General features: G+C 67.5%; 18 protein-coding genes and 5 pseudogenes. 9 read left to right on the top strand and 14 right to left on the bottom strand.

What is annotated here, in order from left to right; translation table 11 throughout:
- Window positions 1-278: 278 nt before the first annotated feature.
- On the bottom strand, window positions 279-554 hold the full coding sequence (locus J8M51_RS27740) for a hypothetical protein (RefSeq protein WP_256964539.1): 276 nt from the start codon (window positions 552-554) through the stop codon (window positions 279-281).
- On the opposite strand from J8M51_RS27740, the gene J8M51_RS27735 reads away from it, so the two are divergent.
- Window positions 553-1,128: a DUF2398 family protein gene (locus J8M51_RS27735; protein ID WP_256964542.1), complete on the top strand. Its 576-nt coding sequence runs from the start codon at window positions 553-555 to the stop codon at window positions 1,126-1,128. The genes J8M51_RS27740 and J8M51_RS27735 overlap by 2 nt on opposite strands.
- Window positions 1,129-1,171: 43 nt before the next feature.
- Here J8M51_RS27735 and J8M51_RS27730 read toward each other — a convergent pair whose 3' ends face one another.
- The 4 genes and pseudogenes from J8M51_RS27730 to J8M51_RS27715 all read right to left on the bottom strand — a co-directional run bounded on the left by J8M51_RS27730 (window position 1,172) and on the right by J8M51_RS27715 (window position 4,062).
- The gene (locus J8M51_RS27730; protein WP_398857417.1) at window positions 1,172-1,546 is read right to left on the bottom strand and encodes a PaaI family thioesterase; all 375 of its coding nucleotides are present in this window, start codon (window positions 1,544-1,546) and stop codon (window positions 1,172-1,174) included.
- A 165-nt stretch (window positions 1,547-1,711) separates the two neighbouring features.
- Window positions 1,712-2,061: pseudogene (locus J8M51_RS27725) on the bottom strand (aldo/keto reductase); the annotation flags it as partial.
- Between the two features lie 87 nt (window positions 2,062-2,148).
- Window positions 2,149-3,117: an alpha/beta hydrolase gene (locus J8M51_RS27720; protein ID WP_086755539.1), complete on the bottom strand. Its 969-nt coding sequence runs from the start codon at window positions 3,115-3,117 to the stop codon at window positions 2,149-2,151.
- 114 nt (window positions 3,118-3,231) lie between these two features.
- Window positions 3,232-4,062, bottom strand: a complete 831-nt coding sequence (locus tag J8M51_RS27715; RefSeq protein ID WP_086755540.1) for an SDR family oxidoreductase — start codon at window positions 4,060-4,062, stop codon at window positions 3,232-3,234.
- Window positions 4,063-4,131: 69 nt separating this feature from the next.
- On the opposite strand from J8M51_RS27715, the gene J8M51_RS27710 reads away from it, so the two are divergent.
- Window positions 4,132-4,743 (top strand): TetR/AcrR family transcriptional regulator, encoded by a 612-nt coding sequence (locus J8M51_RS27710; protein WP_086755541.1) that lies wholly within the window; start codon window positions 4,132-4,134, stop codon window positions 4,741-4,743.
- A 330-nt stretch (window positions 4,744-5,073) separates the two neighbouring features.
- Here the strand turns inward: J8M51_RS27710 and J8M51_RS27705 are convergent.
- Together J8M51_RS27705 and J8M51_RS27700 are read right to left on the bottom strand one after the other, a co-directional pair.
- Window positions 5,074-5,265: pseudogene (locus tag J8M51_RS27705) on the bottom strand (IS110 family transposase); the annotation flags it as partial.
- Window positions 5,266-5,873: 608 nt separating this feature from the next.
- Window positions 5,874-9,101 carry a S8 family serine peptidase gene (locus tag J8M51_RS27700; protein WP_256964545.1) on the bottom strand — a complete coding sequence of 1,076 codons (3,228 nt, stop codon included), beginning with the start codon at window positions 9,099-9,101 and terminating at the stop codon, window positions 5,874-5,876.
- An 878-nt stretch (window positions 9,102-9,979) separates the two neighbouring features.
- Here J8M51_RS27700 and J8M51_RS27695 point away from each other — a divergent pair.
- Window positions 9,980-10,567, top strand: a complete 588-nt coding sequence (locus J8M51_RS27695; RefSeq protein ID WP_143673165.1) for a hypothetical protein — start codon at window positions 9,980-9,982, stop codon at window positions 10,565-10,567.
- Here J8M51_RS27695 and J8M51_RS27690 read toward each other — a convergent pair.
- Together J8M51_RS27690 and J8M51_RS27685 are read right to left on the bottom strand one after the other, a co-directional pair.
- On the bottom strand, window positions 10,516-11,631 hold the full coding sequence (locus tag J8M51_RS27690) for an ImmA/IrrE family metallo-endopeptidase (protein WP_086755552.1): 1,116 nt from the start codon (window positions 11,629-11,631) through the stop codon (window positions 10,516-10,518). The two genes, J8M51_RS27695 and J8M51_RS27690, sit on opposite strands and share 52 nt — an antisense overlap.
- Window positions 11,631-12,026 carry a hypothetical protein gene (locus tag J8M51_RS27685; RefSeq protein ID WP_179203074.1) on the bottom strand — a complete coding sequence of 132 codons (396 nt, stop codon included), beginning with the start codon at window positions 12,024-12,026 and terminating at the stop codon, window positions 11,631-11,633. The genes J8M51_RS27690 and J8M51_RS27685 overlap by 1 nt, the downstream gene beginning before the upstream one ends.
- Before the next feature lie 183 nt (window positions 12,027-12,209).
- On the opposite strand from J8M51_RS27685, the gene J8M51_RS27680 reads away from it, so the two are divergent.
- The 6 genes and pseudogenes from J8M51_RS27680 to J8M51_RS27655 all read left to right on the top strand — a co-directional run.
- Window positions 12,210-12,461 (top strand): hypothetical protein, encoded by a 252-nt coding sequence (locus J8M51_RS27680; protein WP_179203075.1) that lies wholly within the window; start codon window positions 12,210-12,212, stop codon window positions 12,459-12,461.
- A complete protein-coding gene (locus tag J8M51_RS27675; RefSeq protein ID WP_179203076.1) occupies window positions 12,458-12,829 on the top strand; it encodes a hypothetical protein in 372 nt (123 codons plus the stop codon). Before J8M51_RS27680 ends, J8M51_RS27675 begins: the two co-directional genes overlap by 4 nt.
- A complete protein-coding gene (locus J8M51_RS27670; RefSeq protein ID WP_179203077.1) occupies window positions 12,826-14,304 on the top strand; it encodes a ThiF family adenylyltransferase in 1,479 nt (492 codons plus the stop codon). The genes J8M51_RS27675 and J8M51_RS27670 overlap by 4 nt, the downstream gene beginning before the upstream one ends.
- Window positions 14,305-14,378: 74 nt before the next feature.
- Window positions 14,379-15,410: a hypothetical protein gene (locus tag J8M51_RS27665; RefSeq protein WP_086755544.1), complete on the top strand. Its 1,032-nt coding sequence runs from the start codon at window positions 14,379-14,381 to the stop codon at window positions 15,408-15,410.
- A 471-nt stretch (window positions 15,411-15,881) separates the two neighbouring features.
- Window positions 15,882-16,388 (top strand): hypothetical protein, encoded by a 507-nt coding sequence (locus J8M51_RS27660; RefSeq protein WP_256964549.1) that lies wholly within the window; start codon window positions 15,882-15,884, stop codon window positions 16,386-16,388.
- Window positions 16,389-16,915: 527 nt separating this feature from the next.
- A pseudogene (locus J8M51_RS27655) lies at window positions 16,916-17,389 on the top strand (transposase); the annotation flags it as partial.
- Here J8M51_RS27655 and J8M51_RS27650 read toward each other — a convergent pair.
- The 5 genes and pseudogenes from J8M51_RS27650 to J8M51_RS27630 form a co-directional block, all read right to left on the bottom strand.
- Window positions 17,362-17,670 (bottom strand): annotated as a pseudogene (locus J8M51_RS27650) (NAD(P)H-binding protein); the annotation flags it as partial. The pseudogenes J8M51_RS27655 and J8M51_RS27650 overlap by 28 nt on opposite strands.
- A 110-nt stretch (window positions 17,671-17,780) precedes the next feature.
- Window positions 17,781-17,972: pseudogene (locus tag J8M51_RS27645) on the bottom strand (IS110 family transposase); the annotation flags it as partial.
- A gap of 35 nt (window positions 17,973-18,007) precedes the next feature.
- Window positions 18,008-19,471, bottom strand: coding sequence for a UvrD-helicase domain-containing protein (locus J8M51_RS27640; protein ID WP_086755554.1), 1,464 nt, complete (start codon window positions 19,469-19,471; stop codon window positions 18,008-18,010).
- Between the two features lie 544 nt (window positions 19,472-20,015).
- Window positions 20,016-20,897 carry a DUF6083 domain-containing protein gene (locus J8M51_RS27635; RefSeq protein ID WP_086755555.1) on the bottom strand — a complete coding sequence of 294 codons (882 nt, stop codon included), beginning with the start codon at window positions 20,895-20,897 and terminating at the stop codon, window positions 20,016-20,018.
- A gap of 152 nt (window positions 20,898-21,049) precedes the next feature.
- Complete coding sequence (locus J8M51_RS27630) at window positions 21,050-21,319, bottom strand: helix-turn-helix transcriptional regulator (RefSeq protein ID WP_086755547.1); 270 nt, start codon at window positions 21,317-21,319, stop codon at window positions 21,050-21,052.
- Window positions 21,320-22,966: the final 1,647 nt, after the last annotated feature.

Raw genomic sequence — 22,966 nt, 5'->3', positions numbered from 1 at the left:
GAGCCGTTTTCGTCGGCGAATGTGACACGTGCTCCCGAAACGGACGACGGCTTCGGGGGCAGACCTGGCTGGTCGGCGGGCGGGACAATGAGCTCGTCGAAGCGTTGCACCGACATGCCGCGGCGGTGCGTGTGGTGCTGGATAGGCGCTGGGCTGCATGCTGACGGTCGAGCCGAATCTGGTGCACGTGCCCGGGTCTTCCTCCCGGGGCGCGGCTGGGGCAGGTGGTTGGCGCGGTGCGCTCGGCCGCCGCGGAGGCCGAGATCCCGGTGACCCAGTCACAGCCTGAGCTGCGTGCGCTGGTCGCCGGGTTGAGGACGCTGTGCGAGCGCGGAGTGCCGAGTGAACTCGAGGGCCGCGTCGATGATCTGAAAGACGGTGCGCACGATCTGCCGATACTGCTGAAGATCCACCATGCCCGCCTGCTGCAGCTGTTGCCGCGCAGTGTGCCGCTGGAAGAAGAGTGGCAATGGGCGTGGTCCGGGGCAGGATCCCGAGGGCTGGCTGCGCTCACTGCACCGGCCCGGCGACGAGGCGGTGCGGGTGGTCGGCATGCTCGCCGACCGGGCTGTGGTCCACGTCTGCGACCTGGACGAGGCGGAGCGGCAGTGGTTCAGCACCCGTCTCGCCCGCGAAGGGGCCCACGTGGCCGAGACGTTGGGGCTGCACCTGGAGCACCAGCTGAAAGACGCCAGCCTGGTGGTGCCCGAAGGCATCAGCGACGCCCGGGTGCTGGGCTCATTCCACTTTCCCCACCGGGAGCAAAGCGGTTCGGGCACCGTCCGGCACGCTGTCTTACTTCTCATCGACTACCTGAGCGGCGAAGGCGAGCGGGGCAGACCGACGGCTCCCGGCGAGGGCTGGTGCGGCGCCGCCGCGTCCGCAAGAGAGTGCTGGCAGCGGCTTGAGCGACTGGCCGGTCAGATCCGGACGCTGCTCGAACGGGCCGATCTGCTGCGCGTGGCCACGGGTTATGAGGACTTGTGGTGGCTGTCCCTCTCGATAGCGCAGGAACAGAGGTGCGATGAACCGGTTGAGCATCCCTGCCCGGTGGGCCGGCCGGTGGTGTCTGGCCGGTGCGGGGGTGGAGAACGTCGCGAGCCTCGCAGGCAAAAGGAGGCGCAGTGAAGCACGACGGAGGGCAATCTGCCTTACTGTATCCGCCGCTCGCCTACAGTGCGGGGGTGTCCACGCGGATCATGGTCTGTTGACCGGTCGCGACGAGCTTGGCCTGCCCGTCGCGTATTCCGAACACTTCCAGTCGGCACACGGTGAGCGTGCGTCCTGACTTCAAGACCGTGCCCACTGCTTCGATCTGATCGCCAAGGGCGGGCGATAGGAGGTTGAGCTTGTACTCGACCGTGAGGCCTTCGCTGTTCTCGGGGAACAGGGTGAGTGCGGCATAGCCGCCGGCACTGTCCGCAATGGCGCTGGTGGCGCCGGCGTGGATATAGCCATGCTGCTGGGTCACTTCGGGTCGGCTCGGCAAGACGATACGGACACGGCCCGGGGCAATTTCGGTGATCACAGCACCGAGGTGGCGCATTAGGCCCTGGCGGGCGAAGCTGTCCCGGACGCGCGCCTGGATCTGAGGGCTCGCTTCTTGCTGTTCCTGCACGGGGTGCTCTCGCATCATTCTCCTTCGTGGTGTCGCTACGCGGCTGGGATCACCAGCCAGCCAGACTCGGCGCGGGTCATGGGATGGGTGAGATTAACGTTCCAGGAACCGCTTACCCGCCTCGTTGCGCCTGCCGCCTGCTCCCGAGGTGAGGTTGTCGAGCTGCTCGGGGCTCAGTTCGACGCCGTCGGTGGCGGTGTTCTCCTCGACGCGCTTGGTGCCGGGGATAGGGGCAATGTCGTCGCCCTGAGCCAGCAGCCACGCCAGGGCAACCTGGGCCGGGGTAGCGCCGGCCTCATCGGCGACGCGACGGCCGTGACCTCGTCGGCGACGCGCAGGTTGCGCTGGAAGTCCTCGCCCATGAAACGCGGGTTGGTCTTGCGCCAGTCGTTGTCCGCGAAGTCGTCCATCGAGCGGATCCGGCCGGTGAGGGCGCCGGCCCCCGGCGTGGCACCGGCGTCCGGAGTCGGCGCGGTCAGGCGCCGGCAAGCTCTCTCGTCCGTTCACGGTGCGCTGTACCGCGTGTTTCCTCATTCCCCGAGTAGTCGGCCCAGCCATCGCAGTCGTGCCGCCTGGGTCGCCCGGGACACCTCGGCGTGCGGTGCCATCATGTCGTAGCCGTGGAAACCGCCGGGCCACACGTGGAGTTCGGCGACCCCACCCGCCTGCCAGATCCGCGAGGCGTACGCAACGGTCTCATCCCGGAAGGTCTCCGCGGAGCCGATGTCCAGGAAGGCCGGAGGCAGCCCGGACAGGTCTTCGGCCCGGGCCGGGGCGGCGTAAGCGGGCACGTTCGGGCCGCCGCACCGGTCGCCGAGCAGCGCGGACCAGCCCATCTCGTTGGAGGCGCGATCCCATACACCCAGGCCCGCCATCTGGCGGCTGGACACCGTGTCATTGCGGTCGTCCAGCATCGGGCACATCAACAGCTGGCCGATCGGCCGCGGACCCTTGCGGTCCCGGGCCAGCAGGGCCAGCGCCGCGGTCAGGCCGCCGCCCGCACTGGCACCCACGATGACGATCCGCTCTGGGTCTCCGCCGATCTCCTTCGCGTGCTCCGCCGTCCACACCAGACCGGCGTAGACGTCCTCGATCGCAGCCGGGTACGGGTTCTCGGGCGCCAGGCGGTACTCCACGGACACCACCACCGCGTCCAGCTCCCGCGCCCAGCCGAGCACCATGTCGACCCCGGTCCGGTTGTCGCCGAGGACCATTCCACCGCCGTGGACGTGGTAGAAGACCGGGCGAACACCGGCGGACGCGGCCGGGCGGCCGATCAGCAGCGAGATGTCGGGCGCACCCTCGGGGCCCGGCACGATCCGGTCTTCCACCTCGAAGAACCCGTCCTGGTTCAGTGCCTCCGGACCTGGCCTGGCCGCCGCTATGCCCTGGCGTACCGCGGCCACCATGTCGATCGTGAAAGTCGAAGGAAGCGTCTCGGCGACAACCTCCAGAACGGCGGCGAGTTCGGGGTCGAACGGGGGCGGCACCAGGCTCATGGTTTCTCCTCATACATACGGGCACTTGCGGACCGGCCGATAGTTGATGGTCGTCGGGGAGACGGCGGACGAGGGCCGGGGCACAGGAAGGGCGCTGTGCCCAGGTCTTCCGAGTCAGGAACCCAGAGTGAGACGGCCGCCGCGGATGGCCGCGACGACACCGCCGTCCACGAGCAGGTCGTTGCCGGTGATGAAGGTGGCGCCGGGGCCGAGCAGGAAGGAGGCAGCCTCGGCGATGTCGTCGGGAGTGCCCAGGCGGCCGGTTCCGGACGCGGAGATCATGGCGCGCATGATCCGGCCGTTGTCCCCGTCGAGCTCCTGCTGTCCCATGGGGGTCGCGATCACGCCGGGGCTGATGGAGTTGATCCGGGCTCCCCGCGCGCCCCAGGTGGTGCTGGCGGCCTGGACCCGTAGCTGGTTGCCGTACTTGGCCAGTCCATAGGCACCCTGTCCCACGACCTGCGGATCGGTGAAGGGCAAGTCCAGCAGATCGTCGGCGGGCGTGTGGGCGAGAGCCTGTTCCTGCTCCGTACTCAGGGGGACGGGCAGCATGTGTCCGGCGATGCTGGAGATCACCAGGCCGGCTCCGCCGGGCGCGACGACCCGCCCGAACTCCTCCAGGACCAACGCCGTGCCGAGCAGGTCCACCTTGAGGACAGCGGCGGCGGGGGCCTGGACGGGAGAGAGCCCCGCAGTGTGCACGACCTGGACGACGGGGCCGAGCCCAGCCGCGGTGTCCGCGAGAGCGGCGACCGAAGTACGTGAGGAGACGTCCACCGACTGCGTGACGATGTCGTGCCCCTGCCCGCGCAGCAGATTCGCAACGGAGGCGAGTGTCTCCTCGTTGAAGTCGGCGAGCAGCACCTTGTTGCCCGCGCCCTGGCGCCGGGCGATGGCCTCTCCCATTCCGCCCACACCGATGACGACGACCACGTTCATGCCCACAAGCACCTCCCAATAACGTTACGATACGTTTCGTAACGGGACAGTACACCTCTCGTAGGATGGGCCGCTATGGATGAGGTACGACGGCCCGGGCGGCCCCGAGACGCGGGCAGGGACGAGGCCATCCTCGACGCGGCGCGGGAGGCCCTCCTGCGCGACGGTTACGCCGGTCTGTCGATGGAGAAGGTCGCCGCCGCGGCCGGGGTCGGCAAACCCACGCTCTACCGCCGGTGGTCCTCCAAAGCAGCCCTCGTCGGCGACGCCGTCCTGCACAGCTTCCTCACTGCCGCACCGGGCATCCGCCTGCCCGGCCGGCACATCACCGAAGGCGCCGCCCAGCAGCTGACCTCCTGGTTCCGCGCCTACGCCACATCGGTCGGCGACCCGCGCCACGCGGCCATGATCCTGGCGTTGACCGCTGCCGCCGCCGAGAGCCCGCACGACGCCGAAAGCCTGTACCGGCATCACACCCGCGCACAGCACGAGGCCGTCGTGAGCTGCCTGCGCGAGGGAGTGACGAGCGGCGATTTCCGCGCCGACGTCGACGTGGAAGCGGTCGCCGACGCCCTCATCGGCTCCGTCCTCTACCAGCTCCTCACCCACACAACCGACGCCTCACTCCAACGAACCGAACACCTACTCGTCATTCTGCTGGCCGGACTGCGCGCCACTGATCACTGACCGCAGCGTGAATACCGTCATCGTGGGGCAGGGCAGACCCCGGCGCCGGGGTGGCAGCCGCGTTCACATCTTCCGGGTGAGTGCCGCAGCGGTCCTGCCGACTGGGAAGTACGCTACGGCGAACCGCGCGCGCCGCGCAGACCAGCACCTCCCGCGCGGAGCAGGCGGCGGACGGTCCGCCCAGCCGTGCCACCACACGCTGTACACCTTCTCGTTCAAGCCGGGCAACGACTGCGGTCACCCTCCGGCTGAGGATGTTCTGGGGTCCCCCGCCCCGAGCAGCCGCGGCCCGGCGGACGCTTCTCCTCATCGAGGGCCATCACCGTCCAACGAGCGTTCCAACCCAGGGAAGATTTCAAAGAGTTGGGCGCGCAGGCGGTTAATCTGGCGAGTCCGGTCGCAGATCAGATCGGTGCGGCGGGTAACCAACGTGCGCAGGTCGACCGATATATCGTCGCCGGGCCGCAGGACACCGAGGTCGGTGCGCATACGAGCCTGGTCGGCGATGACGAAGGCGTCCTTGAACCTGGCCCGGGGCCAAACGCCATCCAAGAATCACACATTTACACGACCGGGATGCCGCGTGCGTGGGCCCAGGAGGTGACGGCGTCGCGCAGTTCAATGTGCCAGGCAGAGGCGCGGATATCACCGGCCTGGGCATGGGGGTGCCCCCGAATGCCGAAGGTGTGGAGAGCTGGTTGGCGAGCGGTGACGAGGCCTGGAGGAGTCCGACCTGTGCGTCGGCGCGATCGTCGATGAGGGCAGTGACAGTCGCCTGAGCGTAGACAGCACCGCGCGTACCCTGTGGAAGGGTGCGGGGACGCCACGTTCATCAGGTAGGCGTCCCATCTGATGACCTCCGGGCCACTGCCACCGCCGCAGCCGTCAACGCCATGGCTGGTCGGCTGACATTGAGTCAGGATGGATGGACAGGCCACCGCCGACATACCGCCCGCCTGGCACCGTGCAAAGGATCACGGACGGCCGACAGCAGCCGCGAGTCACAGTGGGCGGCCTGGGCGCCGAGCTCGAACGTCAGTGCCCAGGGCGGTCGGAGCCGTCCCGGGCACTGACGTGGAGGTGGCTGGTGCCTCAGCCGGGCAGGCGTGAGGCGGTGGCGTCACCCGCGTCTACGGCGTCACCTTCCCGATCTCGACAGTGCCCTTGCCCACGAAGGTCCCGCGGTCGTTGAGCAGGTGCACCTCGCCGAAGAGCCTGCGGCGCTCCGGTGCCGCGGCCGCGGCCGTGACGTGTGCGGAAACGGTCGCCGAGGCGCCCGTGCCGAGCAGCACCGGCCCGGCATCGTCCGGGGTAAGCGAGCCAAGGGCGGTGGAGAAGAACAGGTCGCGGTAGTCGTAGGCGGTGGAACCGGATTCGATGTCGAAGCCCACCACCTCGATCGTGTAGGTGCCGACGGGCGGACGAGACACGGAGACCGACTCCTCGGCGTCGCTGTCAGCGTCCATGCCGACGAGGTCACCGTCGGCGTTGTACACCCTCAGGTCCAGGTCGGTGGCCTTGTCCGAGGGGTTGCCGATGGCGACGTCCAGTGACGTGGTGCCCTCGGGCACCTCGACCGTGGTGGTCTGTGTGTCGCCGGTGGCGATGGTGGGACGTGTGGTCCGCGACGAGCCGAGCGGGCCGCCCTTGACGGTGCCGTTCACCGGTGCGTACTTGTTCTCGGCCGTCCAGGAAACGGCGGCCGGAGTGCCCGCCTTGGCCTCCGGCACGGTCGCGGGCTCCGGGTCGAAGGAGGTGCGGTACACGGTGACGTCCAGGTCGTACGGATTGTCGAGCAGCTTCGAGGCGTAGGACGACTGGACCGCTATCTCCCAAACACCGGCCTGCGGGTCCGGGTACGCGGCCACCTCGGGCGTGGCGGGGTCGTCGTCCTTGACGGGCAGGCCGTACGGCTGGATCGCGCTCGCCACCGTCCGGCTACCGCCCTTCAGGCCGCCGAGCCTGATCTCCAGGCTGTTGGCGCCTTCGGGGACGGTCACGAAGTAGGTTTTCGTGCTGTTGCGCTGCACCGATCCCGAGGCGGAGTAGGTGTACTCGGCCGGTGTGGAGACCACTACGGTCGTCAGAACCTGCTTGTCGACGCCCACTGTCGTCGGGTCATCGATCTCCAGACGGGCGCTCTTGATGCCCTCGGATGTCGGCGCGGCCTGGACCTTCACGGTCACCGGATGGTTCAGCGGCAGTGCCACCGTCTGCGAGCCGAGGAGAGAGAAGGTGCGGGACTTGTTGTTCTTCAGCCGCAGTGTGTGCGGGACCGGGCCTTCGGGGCCGGAGGTACGCGTCAGGGTGACGTCGTACGTCTTCTTCTGGCCGACCTTGAGACCGCCCTCGCGGTCGTAGATCCCGGTACCGAAGCCGGGCGTCTTCAGTGCCTGGTCGAGTGCGGTGTCGACCGGGGCCTGCACGGTGTACTCGTGGGCGTTCGCTCCCTCCTGGATCTCCTTCCAGGCAGCCTGGATGTCGATCAGGCCCGCGCCCTCCTCGTACGCCTGAAGTCCTTTGACGTGGCGGGCGGTCGAGGTGAGCGCCGTGCGCAGTTCCACAGGGGTGAGGTCGGTGCCCTGCTGCTCGGCAGCGGACAGCAGCAACGCGCTCGCGCCCGCCGTCTGCGGGGACGCCATGGACGTGCCCTGGTACATGGTGTAGCCGGCAGGCAGGCTCCAGCCCGTGTACTGCTTGAAGAGCTGGCTGCCGGGCATCCAGGACGGGCGGGAGGAGACCGCCGAGCCGGGCGCTACCAGGGTCGGTGCGAACCCGCCGTCCTCGCGGGGGCCGCGGGCGGAGAAGGTGAACAGGCCATACTTCTTCTCCACTTCGGAACCATAGTTGGCGGCCCAGGTCCCCTTGGAGACGCCGGCGCCGACCGAGATCACCTTGTCGGCCAGGCCCGGGTCATCGATCGTGTTGGCGCCGGGGCCGGAGTTACCGGCGGCGATCACGAGTTGGACGCCGTAAGTGTCGATGAGGCGCGTGTACAACTCGGCGCGTGCATTGTTGCCATCGTTGAGCGCGGGCAGGCCGCCGATGGACATGTTGACGATGTCGACGCCGCGGTTGACGACCAGGTCGATCATGCCCTCGACCAACGCGACGTTGGTGCAGCCGGCCCCGAAGATGCAGGCGCGGGACGACACGATCTTCGCCCCCGGCGCGGCGCCGTTCATTTTGCCACCGAACAGGCCGTTGGCCGCGGCGATACCGGCGACATGGGTGCCGTGATATTTGCTGACGACGCCGATGTTGACGAAGTCGGACTTCTTGCCGACCCAGTCGCCGCCGAGCGGGTCCATGGGTACGTCCTGGCGGATCTCCACGACGAACGGCTGCCGCTCGGCGATGTCAGTCTCGGGGTCGTCAGTGCCGAACCAGCCGATCTGATGAGCGTCCTTGTACGGCTTCATCGGCTCGTCGTCGGTGAAGTCGTGGTTATTGTTCAGGTCGACGGTGACCGTACCGGCCGCCGGACGGTACAGCACGCCCCAGCTGTCCGTGGTGTCACCGTCGCGGTTCGCGTCGCCGTCGGTCAGGCCGTCCTCGACCCTGCCGCCCCTGGTGACGGACTCACGGAAGACGTTGACGCGGTACGAGCCCGAAGGGGCCTTCCAGCTCTGGCCGCCGTAGGTGAAGGCCGGCCCGGACACGTCGGTCGTCATCGCGCGCCAGGTGCCGTCACCGTCGACGATCGGGTCAGTGGCTGTCACCCAGTCGACGATCTTCCGCTCGCCGGTGGTGGTCTTCTGCAGCGCCGGGCTCGCGAGGTCCACTCCGGTGTCGAGGACACCGATGGTGACACCGCGGCCGTCCGTCTTCGGGTGCTTCCTCACGAAGTCGACGGCGCCCGTCTCGAAGGACGGGTTGTACGGGTTCGCCGCCGGGGTGTCCTTGCCGGGACCGGGATAGGTGTCCGAAGTCGCCTTCACGGCAGCGCCATTGACCCTGTGGGCAGCAGGCAACGGATCTTCCAGCTGTATCTCGTCGCGCAGGTCGATGGCGTGCACCGAGGACAGCTTGACGGCGGCGTCTATGGCCGCGTCCGCCCTGCCGGTCGGTACGGTGGCCCTGACGTAGCCGAGCTTGTCGTAAGTGCGGCCGACGGAGCCGCCCTTGACCGCGTCCAGCTCCTTGGCGACCTGCTCGGTCTTCCCCGGAGCGGTGGCGATCATCATCGTGACGTTCTTCTCGCCGGTGGCCTCCGCCTCGGCGAGCAGCTCGGCGTCCGCCGAACCGAGCTTGTCATGCGCGGACTTGGATCTCTCGGCAGCGGAGTGGCCCTCGGCGGCGAAAGCCAGGGGTATCAGCCCGGTCGTGGTGAGTACGGCCGTCAGTCCGGCGGCCACGGCTATGCGGGTTAAGCGTCTCGCAGCCGGTATCGGGTAGACGTGGGGGGTGGTGGGGGGCACGCGATTCCTTTCCCTCGGGGCGGTTCGTCCGCCACGGGGTGACGGTGACCGGCAGGGGAGTTCGGCCGACCGTCGCGGTTCTGTCGCCGTACTCCACCAGGCCGTCCGGCTGTCATGATCAGGCGGCCCGACCAAGGATTCTCGCCACGTCGGTCGACGGGATAGAGGCAAATATCCTCAACTGCGGTCCCGCGCCCGTGTCTTGTCTCACGCTTTGGCGCTCCGCCAGCCAACCTGCCCTGAAGCCGTGTTCGAGCGAGAGTCGCTGCAGCGACCGGACACGCTCGGTGCGGCGTAGGTGACTTCAGCGCCGTCAGTCACCGGGTAAGGGATTCGATCCGCGACAGCGTCGCCGAACAGATCGCGGGGCTGACCACCCCGCACAGTTGCTATAGCCCGCTGCTGCGTGCGGTGTTAACGCGGGTCGGGCTGGCGCTGGCCGGCAGGACAGGAGTCCGACTCGCGGCCGCGGCCGGTATCACCGTGGACAAGGACACGCTGCTGCGGCTGGTCAGAGCTCTGCCCGACCGGAGATCGGCGAGGTGGAGATACTCGGTGTCGACGACTTCGCCGTCCGTAAAGGCAGCCACTACGGCACTGTGGCTCATCGACATGGCCACCCACGGTCCACTGCACCTCTCCGGCGGACGTGAGGGAGAGGACCTGGCTGCCTGGCTCCGTGGTCACCCTGAGGTAAAGGTCATCTGTCGTGACCGTTCCGGCGGCTACGCGGAAGGTGCACGGGTCGGGGCACCGCAGGCCGAGCAGGTCGCTATCGCCTCTGGGCCAACCTCGGAGAGGCGGTCGAGAAGTCGGTGAACGCCCATCGTTCCCGCCTGACCGAACCAGTTCCCGGAACTGACGGTAATGCCGATGCCCTGGAGGCGGAGCCCGAGGAGGTCCAGCCATCGGCGGAGCTGAAGATTGTGACTCGATTGCGTGAGCAGCATGCCTCCGCCCACGAACTGTGGGAGAAGGGCATGTCCAAGGCGGCGATCGGCCGGAGACTCGGGCTGCACCAGGCCACCGTCCGCAAGCTGGTCAACGCCCGCTCCGCGGACGAAGTCGTCACCAAGAGCCTGCAACGGGCGCATATCGTCGATCCGTACGTCGGCCACTTGCACCGGCGCTGGGACGAAGGTGTCAGAAACGCCGCCCAGCTCTACCGCGAGATCCAGCAACTGGGCTATCCCGGTGGCGAGTTGGCCGTCCAGCGTCATCTGCGGCGCTATCGAACCGGGCGCGGACATGCACCCGTCTCCGGCCCCAAGCCGCCATCTGTCCGCGAGGTCACCTCCTGGATTCAAGGACCTCCCGAGATCCCGCAGGGAGGACGACTCATTGGCCGCTGTCAGCCGAGCGTGACCTTGCGCTTGAGACTGTTGCCTTTGCTCCAGTCGTAAACCCGGTCATGTTGGAGGCGCCCAACGACGATCCCCGGTGCGATGCCTGCGCTACGGGCGAAGGCTTCGATGGCTGCTAGCGAGAGGTAGCGGGTGGCAGCCAGTCGTCGATATGCCGCGGCGTACTCGGGCGGCACGAGGACGCTGGCTGCGAACGCGTTCGCCTCGTCTTCACTGGTGTCTTCGTGACGCTTGTCGGGCGAGAGGTTGTGGCGATCGTCCATGAAGGTCAGCCGCTTTCCGTGCAGCAGGACGTGCGCGAGCTCGTGGAAGAGACTGAACCAGAACTGGTCGTCCGTCTTGAACCGGTCGCTCAGGGCCACCATGACCTTGTCGGACGTAAGCCAGCGCGTCGCGCCGGAGATGTTGGTTTTGGCAAGTGCCGGGACGAACACCAGCGCCACCCCCACCTGGGCGCAGAGCCGCGGCAGTTCCTCCGACCAGATGTCCTGCTCCTGCAGCGTCAGTTCGCGAAGGCGGGGCAGGAGGGCGGTGAGCGCCGCCCGGTCGTACGGCTCGCAGTGTGGTTTGCGTGCTTCGCGCTCAGCCAGTCGCAGCCAGGCCGCTGTCGCATATTCGTTCGGGCTGAGCACGGAGGAGCGACGGAACGCGGCCTGGTAGCCGCGCCACACATTGTGGGCGACTTCGGGGGTGGCCACACCGAAGAAATCGAGCAGACACCGCAGGTTCCTCACGTTTTTGGACCCGTCGGGCAGGATGTCTCGGCTGGCCAACTCGCGCAGGGGGAAGTGGTCGAGCCAGCCGAGATGTTCAGACAGTGCTCTCTCTTCCTCTTCACGGGCGAGCTGGGTGCGCCAGGCGGCCTCCCGCGCGTTCCACAGTCCAGCGGGCACGCCAGTGGCGCGCTCCAGCAGCAGGGCGGTGTCGGGGCTCAGCGCAGCGGTGCCCTGAATGACCTGGTTGATGTGCTTGGTGGACAGTCCGGTTCGGCGAGCAAGGTCGGCTTGCGGGATCCCCAGAACCTCCAGGGTCTCCTTCAGGGTCTCCCCGGGCGAAGGGACGGTCTGGGGCGCGTACGCGGTCGGGTCAGCGCCGGGGGTCATCACGGTGCCTCTCTTCGGGCATGGAGGGGTGCGGGGCGGGAGTCGAACTCGGCGGGTTCGGGCTGGACATCCGTGACGATCACGGCTCGGACGCCCGCGTAGTCGAGTCTTCCGTCGGCGAGCCGAGGAAGGGGATCGGCGCGCGGACGCAGATGCAGATCCGCATGCGGCCCCAGAGAGACGAGCAGCAGACCAGGCCCGCGCGGACAAGGGCGCAGCCTGGCCGCCGGCAGGCATGCCAGGGCGGCCAGATGGGCCGCGGCGTCGATCTCTGCCAGCCGCCGCCGCAGTACCGCGGCCAGAGCCGCGCCGTAGCGGCGTTCACGAAGGGCGTCGTCGTTGCAGGACCGGGCCAGCTCTACGTCGAGGTAGGAGAGCTCCACCAGCCGCCTCACGAATCATTTGCGTTTACAAGCTTGGTGCATGCTAACATCAGCCCCAAGATCGATGATTTGCATGCACCAACTTGGTGCATGCAAATTGTGCGCTTGGTCATTGCGCCTGCTCACGGGACCCAGGTCTCGCGCGGGCCGTGTCCCGCTTGACCCGGCATCGCCGGGAGAAGAGGAGGTCTCGCCATGGCTATGGCAGACGCCGCCCCCAAGACCGTCACCATCACCGTGGACCGCGAGCCGGTCTCCGGGGTACCCCGCCACACCACGCCGAACGAGATCCTGCGGCTGGCCGGAATCGACCCCGCCAGCCACTACCTCGTCAAGATCACTGGCCGTCACCAGGAGTCCTTCGAGGGACGGGGCGAGGAGCCGATCACCGTGCACGAGCACGAGAAGTTCGTGTCGCTGTCCACGGGGCCGACGCCCACCTCATGACCACGACCGAGCCGCTCTGGGGGCCTGCCGCACTGCAGGCAGGCCTCCAGGCAGTCGGTTACGCACCGCGGGAGCAGAACGGCTTCATCGTCTTCGACTACACGGTCGAGGCCGGCCCGTACGCCGGGCAGACCGTCAAGATCGGACTGCCGACCGCTGCGGACTTTCCCACGACTCCGCCCAGCGGCCCGCACGTGAGTCCGCGCCTCGGACACCCTCATGGGGCCGTCCACCCCTCCGGACTGGGAACGGAGTGGGAGTACTGGAGCCGTCCGGCCGCCAACTGGGCCGCCGACCGCAGCGTCCAGGGCTACCTACGCCACCTGCGCACCCTGTTCGCGCAGCTCGACGAGCGAGCAGCGGCATGATCACCCGGTTCAGCGCGGCCGTGCCCTCGGCCCTCGCCGGACGGCTCGGCGAGCATCTTCGCCGTACCGACGGGCAGGAGGACTGCTGTTTCGTCCTGTGGCGCCCGGCCACCGGCGCCCGCCGTACCACCGCGGTGCTGGCCGATGTCGTGCTGCCCCTGGAGGGCGAGCGCATCGTGCACGGCACCGTCGATTTCACCAGTGCCTACTTCCTGCGTTCGGCAGCCCTGGCCGCAGAACGAGGCTGCGGTGTCGGCCTGATCCACTCCCACCCCCAGGGACGCGGCTGGCAGCGTCTGAACCAGGTTGACCATGACGCCGAAGCCTCCTTCGCAGCGCAGGCCCTCGCGCTCACCGGCCACCCCCTGCTCGGGATGACCTGCGCCGGAGGGGACGGCGGGCACAGTGCCCGGATCTGGCAGGCACACGGAGCCCGGCGTTACCGGCCGCTTCACGCCGAAAGCGTCCGCGTCGTCGGCGAAGGATTCACCGTCACCTTCAACAGCCTTCTGGTCCACGCACCGACCGTCACGAGCGCGCAGCAACGCAGTCTCTCCGCATGGGGGCAACAGACCCAGGACACCCTGGCCCGTCTCCATGTCGGTGTGGTCGGAACCGGCTCGGTCGGCATGCTGGTCGTCGAGGCGCTCGCGCGCACCGGCATCGGCCGCCTCACCCTCTTCGATTTCGACACCGTGGAGACCGTCAACCTCGACCGCCTCCTGCACGCCACATCACGCGACGCCCGTGTGAAGCGGCCCAAGGTCCGCCTCGCCGCACGAGAAGCTCGTCGAGCCGCCACCGCCCCGGCCTTCCAGGTCACCGCGCTGGAAGCGAGTATCACCGAACCGGACGGCTTCGCGGCGGCCGCCGACTGCGATGTGCTCTTCTCCTGCGTCGACCGCCCTTGGCCGCGCCACGTCCTCAACCAGCTGGCGTACGCGCACCTCATCCCCGTCGTCGACGGCGGGGTCAGCGTCGACGCCCGCGGCGGCAGTCTCCAAGGTGCCGAATGGCGCGCCCACATCGCCGCCCCCAGCCGCGCCTGCCTCGAATGCCTCGGCCAGTACGACTCCGCGTACGTCCCCATGGAACGCGACGGCTTGCTGGAAGACCCCTCCTACATCACGGGCCTGCCAGCCGACCATCCACTGCGCCGCAAGGAGAACGTCTTCATCTTCTCCACCGCGGCGGCGGCCGCCGAACTGGCCCAGTTCATCACCATGGTGGCCGCACCTGCCGGAATCAGCGACAACGGGGCCCACCTGTACCACCTGGCCACCGGCACCCTCGACCGCCGTACCGAAGGGTGCGCCCCCGGATGCCCATACGACACCACCCTGCTTGCCCTGGGCGACGCCGCACCCGCCGTCACCGGACGACACATCGTGGCGGAGCACGCCCGCGCCGGACGCAACACCTTTCGCTCCCGCTTCACCAGGCTCACGCATCGATGGCGCGAGCCCAGGTCGTGACACCTGGGCCGTCTCGGCCGGCCAACGCCCATGCAGCGTCTACCGATTGCCCCCTGGCAGATGGAGAGGTACCGATGGTCCGCAAAGAGTCTCTTGCGCAGCTCCTCGACGAAGGGCGCCGCAAGATCCAGGTAACCGACAAGGAACTCGCCGAGGCCAAGCGCCGCCGCCAGCTTCTGGCCACGTCCGTACGCCGGGCCTTCCCCGGCTCCACCACCTACTTCAACGGGAGCGTCGCGCACGGCGACGCCAACACACCCCTGACCGACGTCGACCTCGGCGTCGTCCTCACGAAGAAGGACGCCCAGCCGTACGGCCCCGGCAAGAAGAGTGCCCGGCCCTTGATGGAAATCGCCCGCGACGCGATCCGCGAGGACCTCAAGGACGAATTCCCCAACCTCACCGTCGAAGTCGAAGGCCGCCGCCGCACCGTCCTCGTACGCTTCGGCGACCCGGTCACCCCAGGGCAAGCCGACTTCACGGCGGACGTCATGACCGCGCTCCCGCACCCCTCCGGCCACGGGCTGTACATCCCGAACACCAAGATCGCCGATCAGTGGGACCGCGCGGACCCAATCACCCACACGCGGATGGTCCTCAAAGCCATCGACGACACGAAGGTCGTCTTCGCACGCACAGTCCGGCTGCTGAAGCACTGGAACGGCACCCACAGCAAGCCCATGTGCTCCTGGAACATCAAGGCCCTGTCTCTCGGCTGTCTCGACGGGCCCATGCCGCTGATCAACGCGCTGCAGGTCTTCTTCACCTACGCGGCGATCGAGATCGACAAGGGCCCGACGCCCGACCCGGCCAAGGTGGCCGGCCCGATCCCGCTCAACATGCCGCGAAGCGAGGTACATAAGCGGCTCTGCACCGCGCGGAAGTACATCGATCTGGCGATCGAGCACGAGAAGGCCGGGCGGCCACTCAGCGCCCAGAACGCGCTGCACCAGGTGCTCCCGGAACTCGTTCCGGACGTGGATGCCACGGAGGAGGAAGCAGACCGCCTGGCGGGGACCGTTCGCTCGGGCGGCACGGCCCTCTCCGGGCTGGGGCTCGCCACCGGGCTGACCACTCCGACCTGGCCCCGGGCGTGGGGCGAGTGACGCCGTGCCGACCTGGTACGGGGCCCAGCCAGCCTGGTGGGCCCCACTCGAACGGGACGCCCGGCGGCATTTCGGCGACGCTCTCCACCACACGTACCACCGCGACTCACTGACGTACGAGCTCACCGGGCTCGAAGTCATAGGCGAGCCTGACCCCGTCGACGTCCGGATCCGCTTCTACACGGACCCTCCCTACCTGATGTACGGCCAACGGCCCGAGGATTTCCCGCGCGTCCACGCCAAGCCCGGGGCCCGATCGAAGCACCGGCACTCATTCGACGATGCCCTCTGCCTCTGGTTTCCGCTCGATCCGGACGAGCGTCGATGGACGAGTTCCAGAGGGCTTCTGGACCTCATCGAGATTGTCCGCACACACTTGTTCCTCGAACACTACTGGCGGCTCACCGGCGGTGAGTCCGGCGGCCAGTGGCTGATAGAGGACGCTCCTCACGGCATGCCGGAGAGTGGTGTGTGGCGGTCATCGCGGCGGCACAAACGACGAACAGTGGCTGGACCTGGGCCGAGACGACCGCACTGATCGTCCCGTTCATGGCCCTCTTCGGCGCCTTCCTTTCGTACGTGCTCAACCAGCGGGCCGTACGAAAGGAGCGCCGGGCGAAGACCTTCGCCGAAGCGCTGACGGTTGTCGAGGAGTACCTGGAGATACCGTACCGCATACGCCGCCGCCCCGAGTCCTCCTCCGCCGTACGACAACAACTGACCGACGAGGTCAGCGGCCTACTCGCTCGCATGGCTTTCCATCAGGCATGGCTTCAGATCGAGGCATCGGCCGTCGCGGCCCCCTACGCGACCCTCGTGGCAACGGCACGAGCCGAGTCCGGCGCACAGATGACTCTCGCCTGGCAGCAGCCACCGATCACCACCGACAGTGGAATGAACCTGGGCGCTCCATACCCACGCGATCGATCGACCGCAGCCCGGGCCACCTGTATCGACGTGATGCGCCGCCAGCTCTGAAAACAGGGACGATCACGGCGGTAACCTTTGGAGGTCGCCTCTACTCGATAAGGCCTGGTCAGACCCACTCTCATTTACAAGTCCACAAACCCAAGCTACTTCGATGACCGTGAAAGTGATAGTGCGCAGGTCAGAGGCCTTGTCAACTCTCATTTCCAGCGTCGGCCCTCACGAAGCCTGCAAACAGTTCCGTTTCGGTCGTATCCGACTGGGGTCGGGGCGAGCCTTCAAGGCGTTTTGCGTGGAGTGAAGGGCCAGGTCGCAGGGCAGGTGGCGGGCGCTTACGGGGATGTGTCTAGTGGTCGGCCCCGGGTTTCACGCCGAATACACCTTCAGGTCATCTCTCGTCGATAGCCCTGTTTGTCATCCGATCATGCTGCATCGTGTGTGCGTGCACCTTCGTACTGTGATGTTCGGTATGAGGTGAGAGTGTGGTTCGCGCCGTAATACCGGGTTTGGTGTCGCTCGATGGGTGAGGTTGGGACGTCTCTGCCGGTCAGGCGTTCGGGGTTCGCTTGGGTGGCGGGATGAGTGGTCGCAATCCGTACCCGAGTGATCTCACGGACGAGCAGTGGCAGTTGATCGAGCCCGTGATCAGCGCCTGGAAGGCCGAGCACCCCTCGGCCACCGGCCATCAGGGGAAGTACGCGATGCGGGAGATCGTCAACACGATCCTCTACCAGAACCGCACCGGCCGTCGGTGGGAGTACCTGCCGCACGATCTGCCGCCGAAGAGCGCGACGTACTACTACTTCGCCGCCTGGCGTGACGACGGCACCGACCAGACCGTTCACGACCTCCTGCGCTGGCAGCTACGCGAGAGCCGGAAGCGATTAGCCGACCCGAGCCTGGTGGTCCTGGACACCCAGAGCATCCACGCGGCCGTCGGCGTCCCGGCGGACACGACGGGCAAGGACGCTTCGAAAAAGGTGCCGGGCAGGAAGAGGTGCCTGGCCGTGGACGTGTTGGGCCTGTACGCGAGCAGCGCTACGCCAGCAGCCTTGGCGGCCTCGATGACGACCTTGTGCGGCTGGACCCGGCCCTTGGCGAACTCGTTGCCGGAGATGAGCAGCACCTTGTCGCCGGCGGCGAACAGGCCGTCGAACGAGTCGGGAGCGTTGTAGTCGGCGAGCGCGATCTTCACGCCGCGGGCGGCGAAGTCGGCAGCCTTCTCCACGGTGCGGGCGACCGCGGTGATCTTGTCGGCCGGAACCTTCTCCAGCAGCTGCTCAACGACGTGGCGGCCCAGGTGGCCGGTGGCCCCGGTGACGACGATGCTCATGATCAGAACTCCTTGTGGGGTGCGATGTCGCCAACCGACGGCAAGCGCTAACTCCAGGAAAGTACCCACCTTTGAGTAAGGTACCTACATCTATGTAAGTGCAGTGGGTGTGCGTCGGTCTTGGCCTCGCCCGGATAGAGGTGGCGATTCGGCGCATCGCCAGGCCGGGCAGGTGGGCGACCTTGCAGCCCGCATCCCGGGCGACGGTCAGGGGGCTCCGATGAGGCGGGCTGGTCCACGCTCACCAGGACGTGGCCGTGGTGAGCGCCCTTGCCGACATCCAGGCCGGGGAGCACGCCCACGCGCCACGGGTCTGTCCAGCCAGTTTTACAGTCCCTCACTCCGAAACGGATGAGCGGTTTTCGATCCATGCCAGTCCGCCGAGGTCGAGTCGGCTGCGGGCGCGGGTGACCGCGACGTAGGCGAGGCGGGCGTCGGTGGCGTTCACAGGTTCCGGAATCGGGCGGCCTTCGTTGTCATGCTGGTCCGTGTCCTTCGGCTCCGGGAAGTCTTCTGCAATCTTCACGGCGTGCCATTCGCGTCCCTTCGCCTTGTGAGCAGTCGAGACGGTGACGTCGGCGGTCGTCTCGTCTGTGAGTTCCTCAACAGCGGCGAGGATCGCGTCAGGCCCGTGGGTGTCGACGAGATCGACGAAGGGCTGGAGGTCACGGCCGGCCGGGTCGTATGCGGCGTAGTCCTGCAGTTCGCCCCAGGAGGCGAACAGCACCAGCTCCGGGTGGTTCGTACGGCGGCCGTCCTTCAGATCGCGGGCTGCGATGGCCAGCGCAGCCAACTGTTGCCCTCCCCGGGTGAGGGCGACGCGCCTACCGTCAGCGAGCAGGCGCATGACTTCCGCCATGGCGCCGATGTTGGTGCGGCACAACACCGCGTCCGGGCTGCGGACGTCGCCGATTTCGGCGGGGATGGTGTCCGTGCCGGTCAGCCGGATGGGAGCGTCGGCAAGGGCGAGCCACCGGTTGGCCTGGTCGGCGATCCCGGGGCCGAAGCGGAAGGAGCGTGTCAGGGTCAGCTGCGCCGCGTCGAAGCGGCTCATCACGTCGCAGGCGCCGCGCCAGCCATAGATGGCTTGGGCGGAGTCGCCGACCATGACCAACTGGGCGTGGTCACGCTGGGCGGCGAAGACCTGTTCCAGGACGGGGTTCGTGTCCTGGGCCTCGTCGAGGAAGAGGAAGTCTGCTTCGATCTTCGGTGCGGTCAGGGCCCACATCTTCAGGTAATGGTCGTGTTCGAAGCGGACCACGCCCTGCTCGTGGTTCTGTAGATCTGCCCAGGCTTTCACGGCGAACGGCACGACCACATCTACCACTTGGGCGTGCTCACCGGGCGCGTCCAGGCCGCGCAAGCGTGGTACATGATGACAGGCCGGGGCGCGGTCGGCGGAGTAGCAAAAGCGCGTCACGGTACGCACGACGGCGTGTGAAAGCGTCCGCTGGGTGATGTTGTGATCCCCGATGCGGACGGAGCGGTTGATGCCGAGGGCCTGGCCGGTTTTCCATGCGGGCTGCCGCGGACTGTTGAGGCGGCGGGCAAAACGATGGCCGAGCGCGGCGTAAGCAGTGGCATGGGCGGTTTTACACATCACGGATCGCGGGAAGCGTCCTGAGGCGTCGCGTGCGATGTCCTTGTTGAAGGCGAGGTAGCGCCCTCGGCGCTTGGTGCTGGAGGCGAGCAGGCTCAGCGTGCTGGTCTTTCCAGTGCCGGCGCCGGCCTGTAGCACGAGGTGATGGCCATCTTGGAAGGCTTTGACGGCATGAGCCTGTTCGTCGGTGGGCGTGTACAACGTGGCCTCCACGGAGGAAAGGACTAGGGGTTCGTGTGGCCTCGCCGATCGCGGTCGGCTGCGTATGAGTCAGATGCGGCCGAGCTACGACGGCGGAGCAGGATTCGGGCTGTGCAGGCCAGTAGGTCCTCGGAGGAATGGCGAGCCAGTAGGTCTTCGAGTTGCGCCGTCAGTTGCCGAGAGCGTTCCCTCTCGTTCCGATCGAGGGCTGCGGTCACACTCCGGCCGACGAAGTCTCCGGGCCGCTGTCCACTGGCAGTCGCGGCCCGGTGAATCGCCGCTCGCGCGGTACGGCTGAGTTCAAGGTTGAGGAGGACCTGCCCGTGCTGGTCGGGGTAGTGGGTGGTCAGCACGTCGATGGGCAGAAGGTGTTGCAGTCGTCTGCGCAGTGATTGCAGCGCGCGGCTGGGCGTCTTGGCCGGGTGGACGGCCATCAGCCGGGTGCGGTCCCTGCTCGCTGCAAGCGGCACCGTACGACGCACTCGATCGAGCTCACCGTCTGTGGCTGGCCTGGTCAGCAGGATTTCAATGGCGTGGTGCGACGTCACGGCGTGCCCGTTCCGTGCTCGTGATGGGTCTGGCGTGGACGACGGACGTGATCCGGCAGGCGGTTGCGGACGTGCGCGTGATGGAGCATGGGGTCGAAGGGTTCCCAGTCAGCCAACGCGAGGTCCGCTGCTGACGGGATTGCGGCGTGAGCGGAACAGCGCTGCATGCGCCAGCGCAGCTGCTCGGCGTAGGGCAGGGCCGTGAGGTCATATAGCGCCATGACCTCGCAGGGCAGAGCAAGTTGTCCCCTTGCGGCCGTGGCTGGTACCAGCGTCCAGACGCCCACCTGGGTTTCCCCCGGGCGGAGGAGCCTCTGCGTACAACGGTCGCGGCGCCGTGTCTGTGCCACGCACTGGATTTCGTCCACGGGGTGCGCAGCAAGGTAGCGGACGTACAGGAGCTGCACGACGGGCCTGGCGGGTCGACAGACGTCTGGTTGTGCCGTTGGTCGGCTCGGAGGAGCGCCGGGGGTGAACGCGCCGCTGTCGATCCGACGGCGCGTGTTCAGAGCCAGCACGCGCCGCAGCCCATCCAACGCGGATGTTTCGGGCACAGCTTCACGAGCGGGGCAGACATGGCCATGCGCCAGGCGGCACCACGCACTGCCGTCGCCAGCCGGATGCGCAACACCGGAGCTGACGTGCCAGCGGTGGGCTGCGGGCACCTTCACCGCGGGCACCTCCCGAGGGTGCAGGCAAACGGGCCGCGCAAAGCTGCGCTCGTACCACTCGACCAGGTTGCCGCACTGTCGGCACCGATCTCGCTGAGCACAGCGCAGGAGTCGACTGGGGCTGTCGTGCTGGACACGCAGTGAGCGTCGGGAGTGGGAGACAGCGGGGCTGCCGTCCCAGTGCCACGGTGTGGATGAACAACGCATGAGCGTGAAGGTGCCAGGCAACACGCCGCATCGGTGGCGTCGGGGCCGGAAGGTACCTCGAACAGCCCCATCTCATGAAACACACATGCGAGATACCGATCAGAGGTTCGCGTCGCGTCACCGGTCCGGGTGATTGGCGCAGGGCCTGCCAGTCAGAGGCCAACGTCGGTCGACCCTGGAGGCTCGTGCCCCTTACACAGCGTTCCGAAGAGTTCGTCCAGCGGAGTGTTCAGCGCATGGGCGAGTGCGTGCCAGGTCTTGAGAGTGCCGAGGGTTCGTCCCTGCTCAATCTCAATGAGGGTCCTTCTGGCCAGGCCGCTTCGAGCAGCGAGCTCGTCATAGCTCCAGCCCTGCGCCGCCCGCAGCCGCGCAAGCTCCAGACGCAGCGCCTCGAAATCGGGGTCGGGCGGGAAGATCGTCACCCGACAATCCGACGGTGCAGACTACTGCCCTGTCAGTGCAGACCTCTGCCCTATTTCCGCTGATAGTGACACCGGAGGGAGGGCAGAGGTCTGCACTACCGTGTGCGAGCCACCCCACTCCTCTGCGGGTCCGGCGCAGATATGACGGGAGGAACACGCCCCCCATGAGGCTTTGCACGGCACGACCCGGCGTCGGGCGCGCCTGGACCGTGGAACTGCGCCCGGAGCCCGGCGGACCGATCCTCGTATGCCAGCAGTGCTCCCACAGTGGGCGACTCCTCGGCAGCACTTCCGCTCGGTCGGAGCTTCTGGCCCACCTGGCAGGACACGCTCGCCGCGATCTCCTCCCCGCGCACCTTCGGACTTGCCAGTGCCACGAACGCGGCTGCAGTTGGCACCCACGCCATCGAGGCTGTGGTGGACCCATCCGGCTTGTGGTAGCGCGCGAGCGAGGCGGACGACTCTGGCGCCTGGCTGACATGTGCACAGCCTGTGCCGCCGCCACGTCTCAAGCGGCCGTCGTTCCGGACACATTGATCAACGCACCGGCAGCACCATCAGCGCATGTGGGCGTCCGTCGAAAACGCCGCAGCCCCAGAGGCCCGGATGCCCAAACCCGGGTCCGGGAGATGCTCAGCTACCTCTCCTCTGCCCTGCCGGCCGAGACCGGAGCCGCCGCCCGTCTGATCGCCCTGCAATGCGCCCTGCGCATGAACGACTCAGCTCAAGTCCGCTTGCCACTCGGAGTATTGCGCAGCCTTCGTCTGGAACCTGCGAGGGATTCTTGGCGGGAGCTACACCAGGCCCGCTGGCTGTATGCACCTCCGCCTGCGTCGCGCGCCAAAGCAGGCGCTGTGGTTGTCCAACTCCTCGACGTAGGGCTCTTCGCCCAATGCCCGGCCCGCCCTGACCGGCTCGTCGCCGCGGACTGGGCGCTGCGCGCCGCCTGCCGCGTCCGTAGGGACTGCGCCCCGCTTCCTCGTCTGATCACCATGTGCCTCACGGCTCATACCACCCCGGAGAGCATCCACGGAATAATGGAAGTGGATCGGATGGCACGGGAGTGTGGGCTGGCCACAACGGAGTTCGTGAATGCGCTTGACCGATTGGCGGTCGCAGGACAAATCAGCTCGTGGAGTGTCCACTCGGTGTCGGGAGATCTGCACTGGACACTGGCAGAACACAGCAAGCATGGGTTCGGAGGCGCGGCCCGCCGGTGACCGACAGGCATTGACGACTCACGAGGCTCAACGCTGATATCGCGAGAAAGGCGTCGGGGCATCATCCTCGCTGTCAGCGGTGAACCAGGGACCTGACGGACTAACGTTGTATCCCCATCGACCGCTCCTGAAGCGTCCGTTGGGCGATTTCCTGAGCGCTTGAAGCGTTCATGCGCCAGGCCGAGAATTGTGAGCTGACGTCGAGATATTCCGCCACCTGTTCATCGGTCCTGCTCGACGGCCGCGCCGATCGCCGCCGTCATGGGAATGAGTAATTCCCAGAGAGAGCCGTGTCCTGCTTCTCCTTGAGCACCACCTCCGGACCGAGGTCGCGGCGCTCATCATTAGCGAACAGGATGCCCACGAATTCGCGCTCCAGGAGCGGATGTCACATCCATGGCGTCGCGAAGTGAAACAGTCCAATGAC

The sequence above is a fragment of the Streptomyces griseiscabiei genome (genome assembly GCF_020010925.1).
Taxonomy (GTDB): Bacteria; Actinomycetota; Actinomycetes; order Streptomycetales; family Streptomycetaceae; genus Streptomyces; species Streptomyces griseiscabiei.
The sequence above is the reverse complement of the archived record's forward strand: the minus strand, read 5'-3'. Positions and strand labels throughout refer to the sequence as shown.

Bases quoted from the DNA above. Each gene is read 5' to 3' on its own strand.
- J8M51_RS27635 (WP_086755555.1), bottom strand. From the start codon at position 20,897: ATGCGTTGTTCATCCACACCGTGGCACTGGGACGGCAGCCCCGCTGTC.
- J8M51_RS27735 (WP_256964542.1), top strand. From the start codon at position 553: ATGCTCGCCGACCGGGCTGTGGTCCACGTCTGCGACCTGGACGAGGCG.
- J8M51_RS27740 (WP_256964539.1), bottom strand. From the start codon at position 554: ATGCCGACCACCCGCACCGCCTCGTCGCCGGGCCGGTGCAGTGAGCGC.
- J8M51_RS27665 (WP_086755544.1), top strand. From the start codon at position 14,379: ATGGTCCGCAAAGAGTCTCTTGCGCAGCTCCTCGACGAAGGGCGCCGC.
- J8M51_RS27675 (WP_179203076.1), top strand. From the start codon at position 12,458: ATGACCACGACCGAGCCGCTCTGGGGGCCTGCCGCACTGCAGGCAGGC.
- J8M51_RS27680 (WP_179203075.1), top strand. From the start codon at position 12,210: ATGGCTATGGCAGACGCCGCCCCCAAGACCGTCACCATCACCGTGGAC.
- J8M51_RS27730 (WP_398857417.1), bottom strand. From the start codon at position 1,546: ATGCGCCACCTCGGTGCTGTGATCACCGAAATTGCCCCGGGCCGTGTC.
- J8M51_RS27670 (WP_179203077.1), top strand. From the start codon at position 12,826: ATGATCACCCGGTTCAGCGCGGCCGTGCCCTCGGCCCTCGCCGGACGG.
- J8M51_RS27710 (WP_086755541.1), top strand. From the start codon at position 4,132: ATGGATGAGGTACGACGGCCCGGGCGGCCCCGAGACGCGGGCAGGGAC.
- J8M51_RS27720 (WP_086755539.1), bottom strand. From the start codon at position 3,117: ATGAGCCTGGTGCCGCCCCCGTTCGACCCCGAACTCGCCGCCGTTCTG.
- J8M51_RS27690 (WP_086755552.1), bottom strand. From the start codon at position 11,631: ATGACCCCCGGCGCTGACCCGACCGCGTACGCGCCCCAGACCGTCCCT.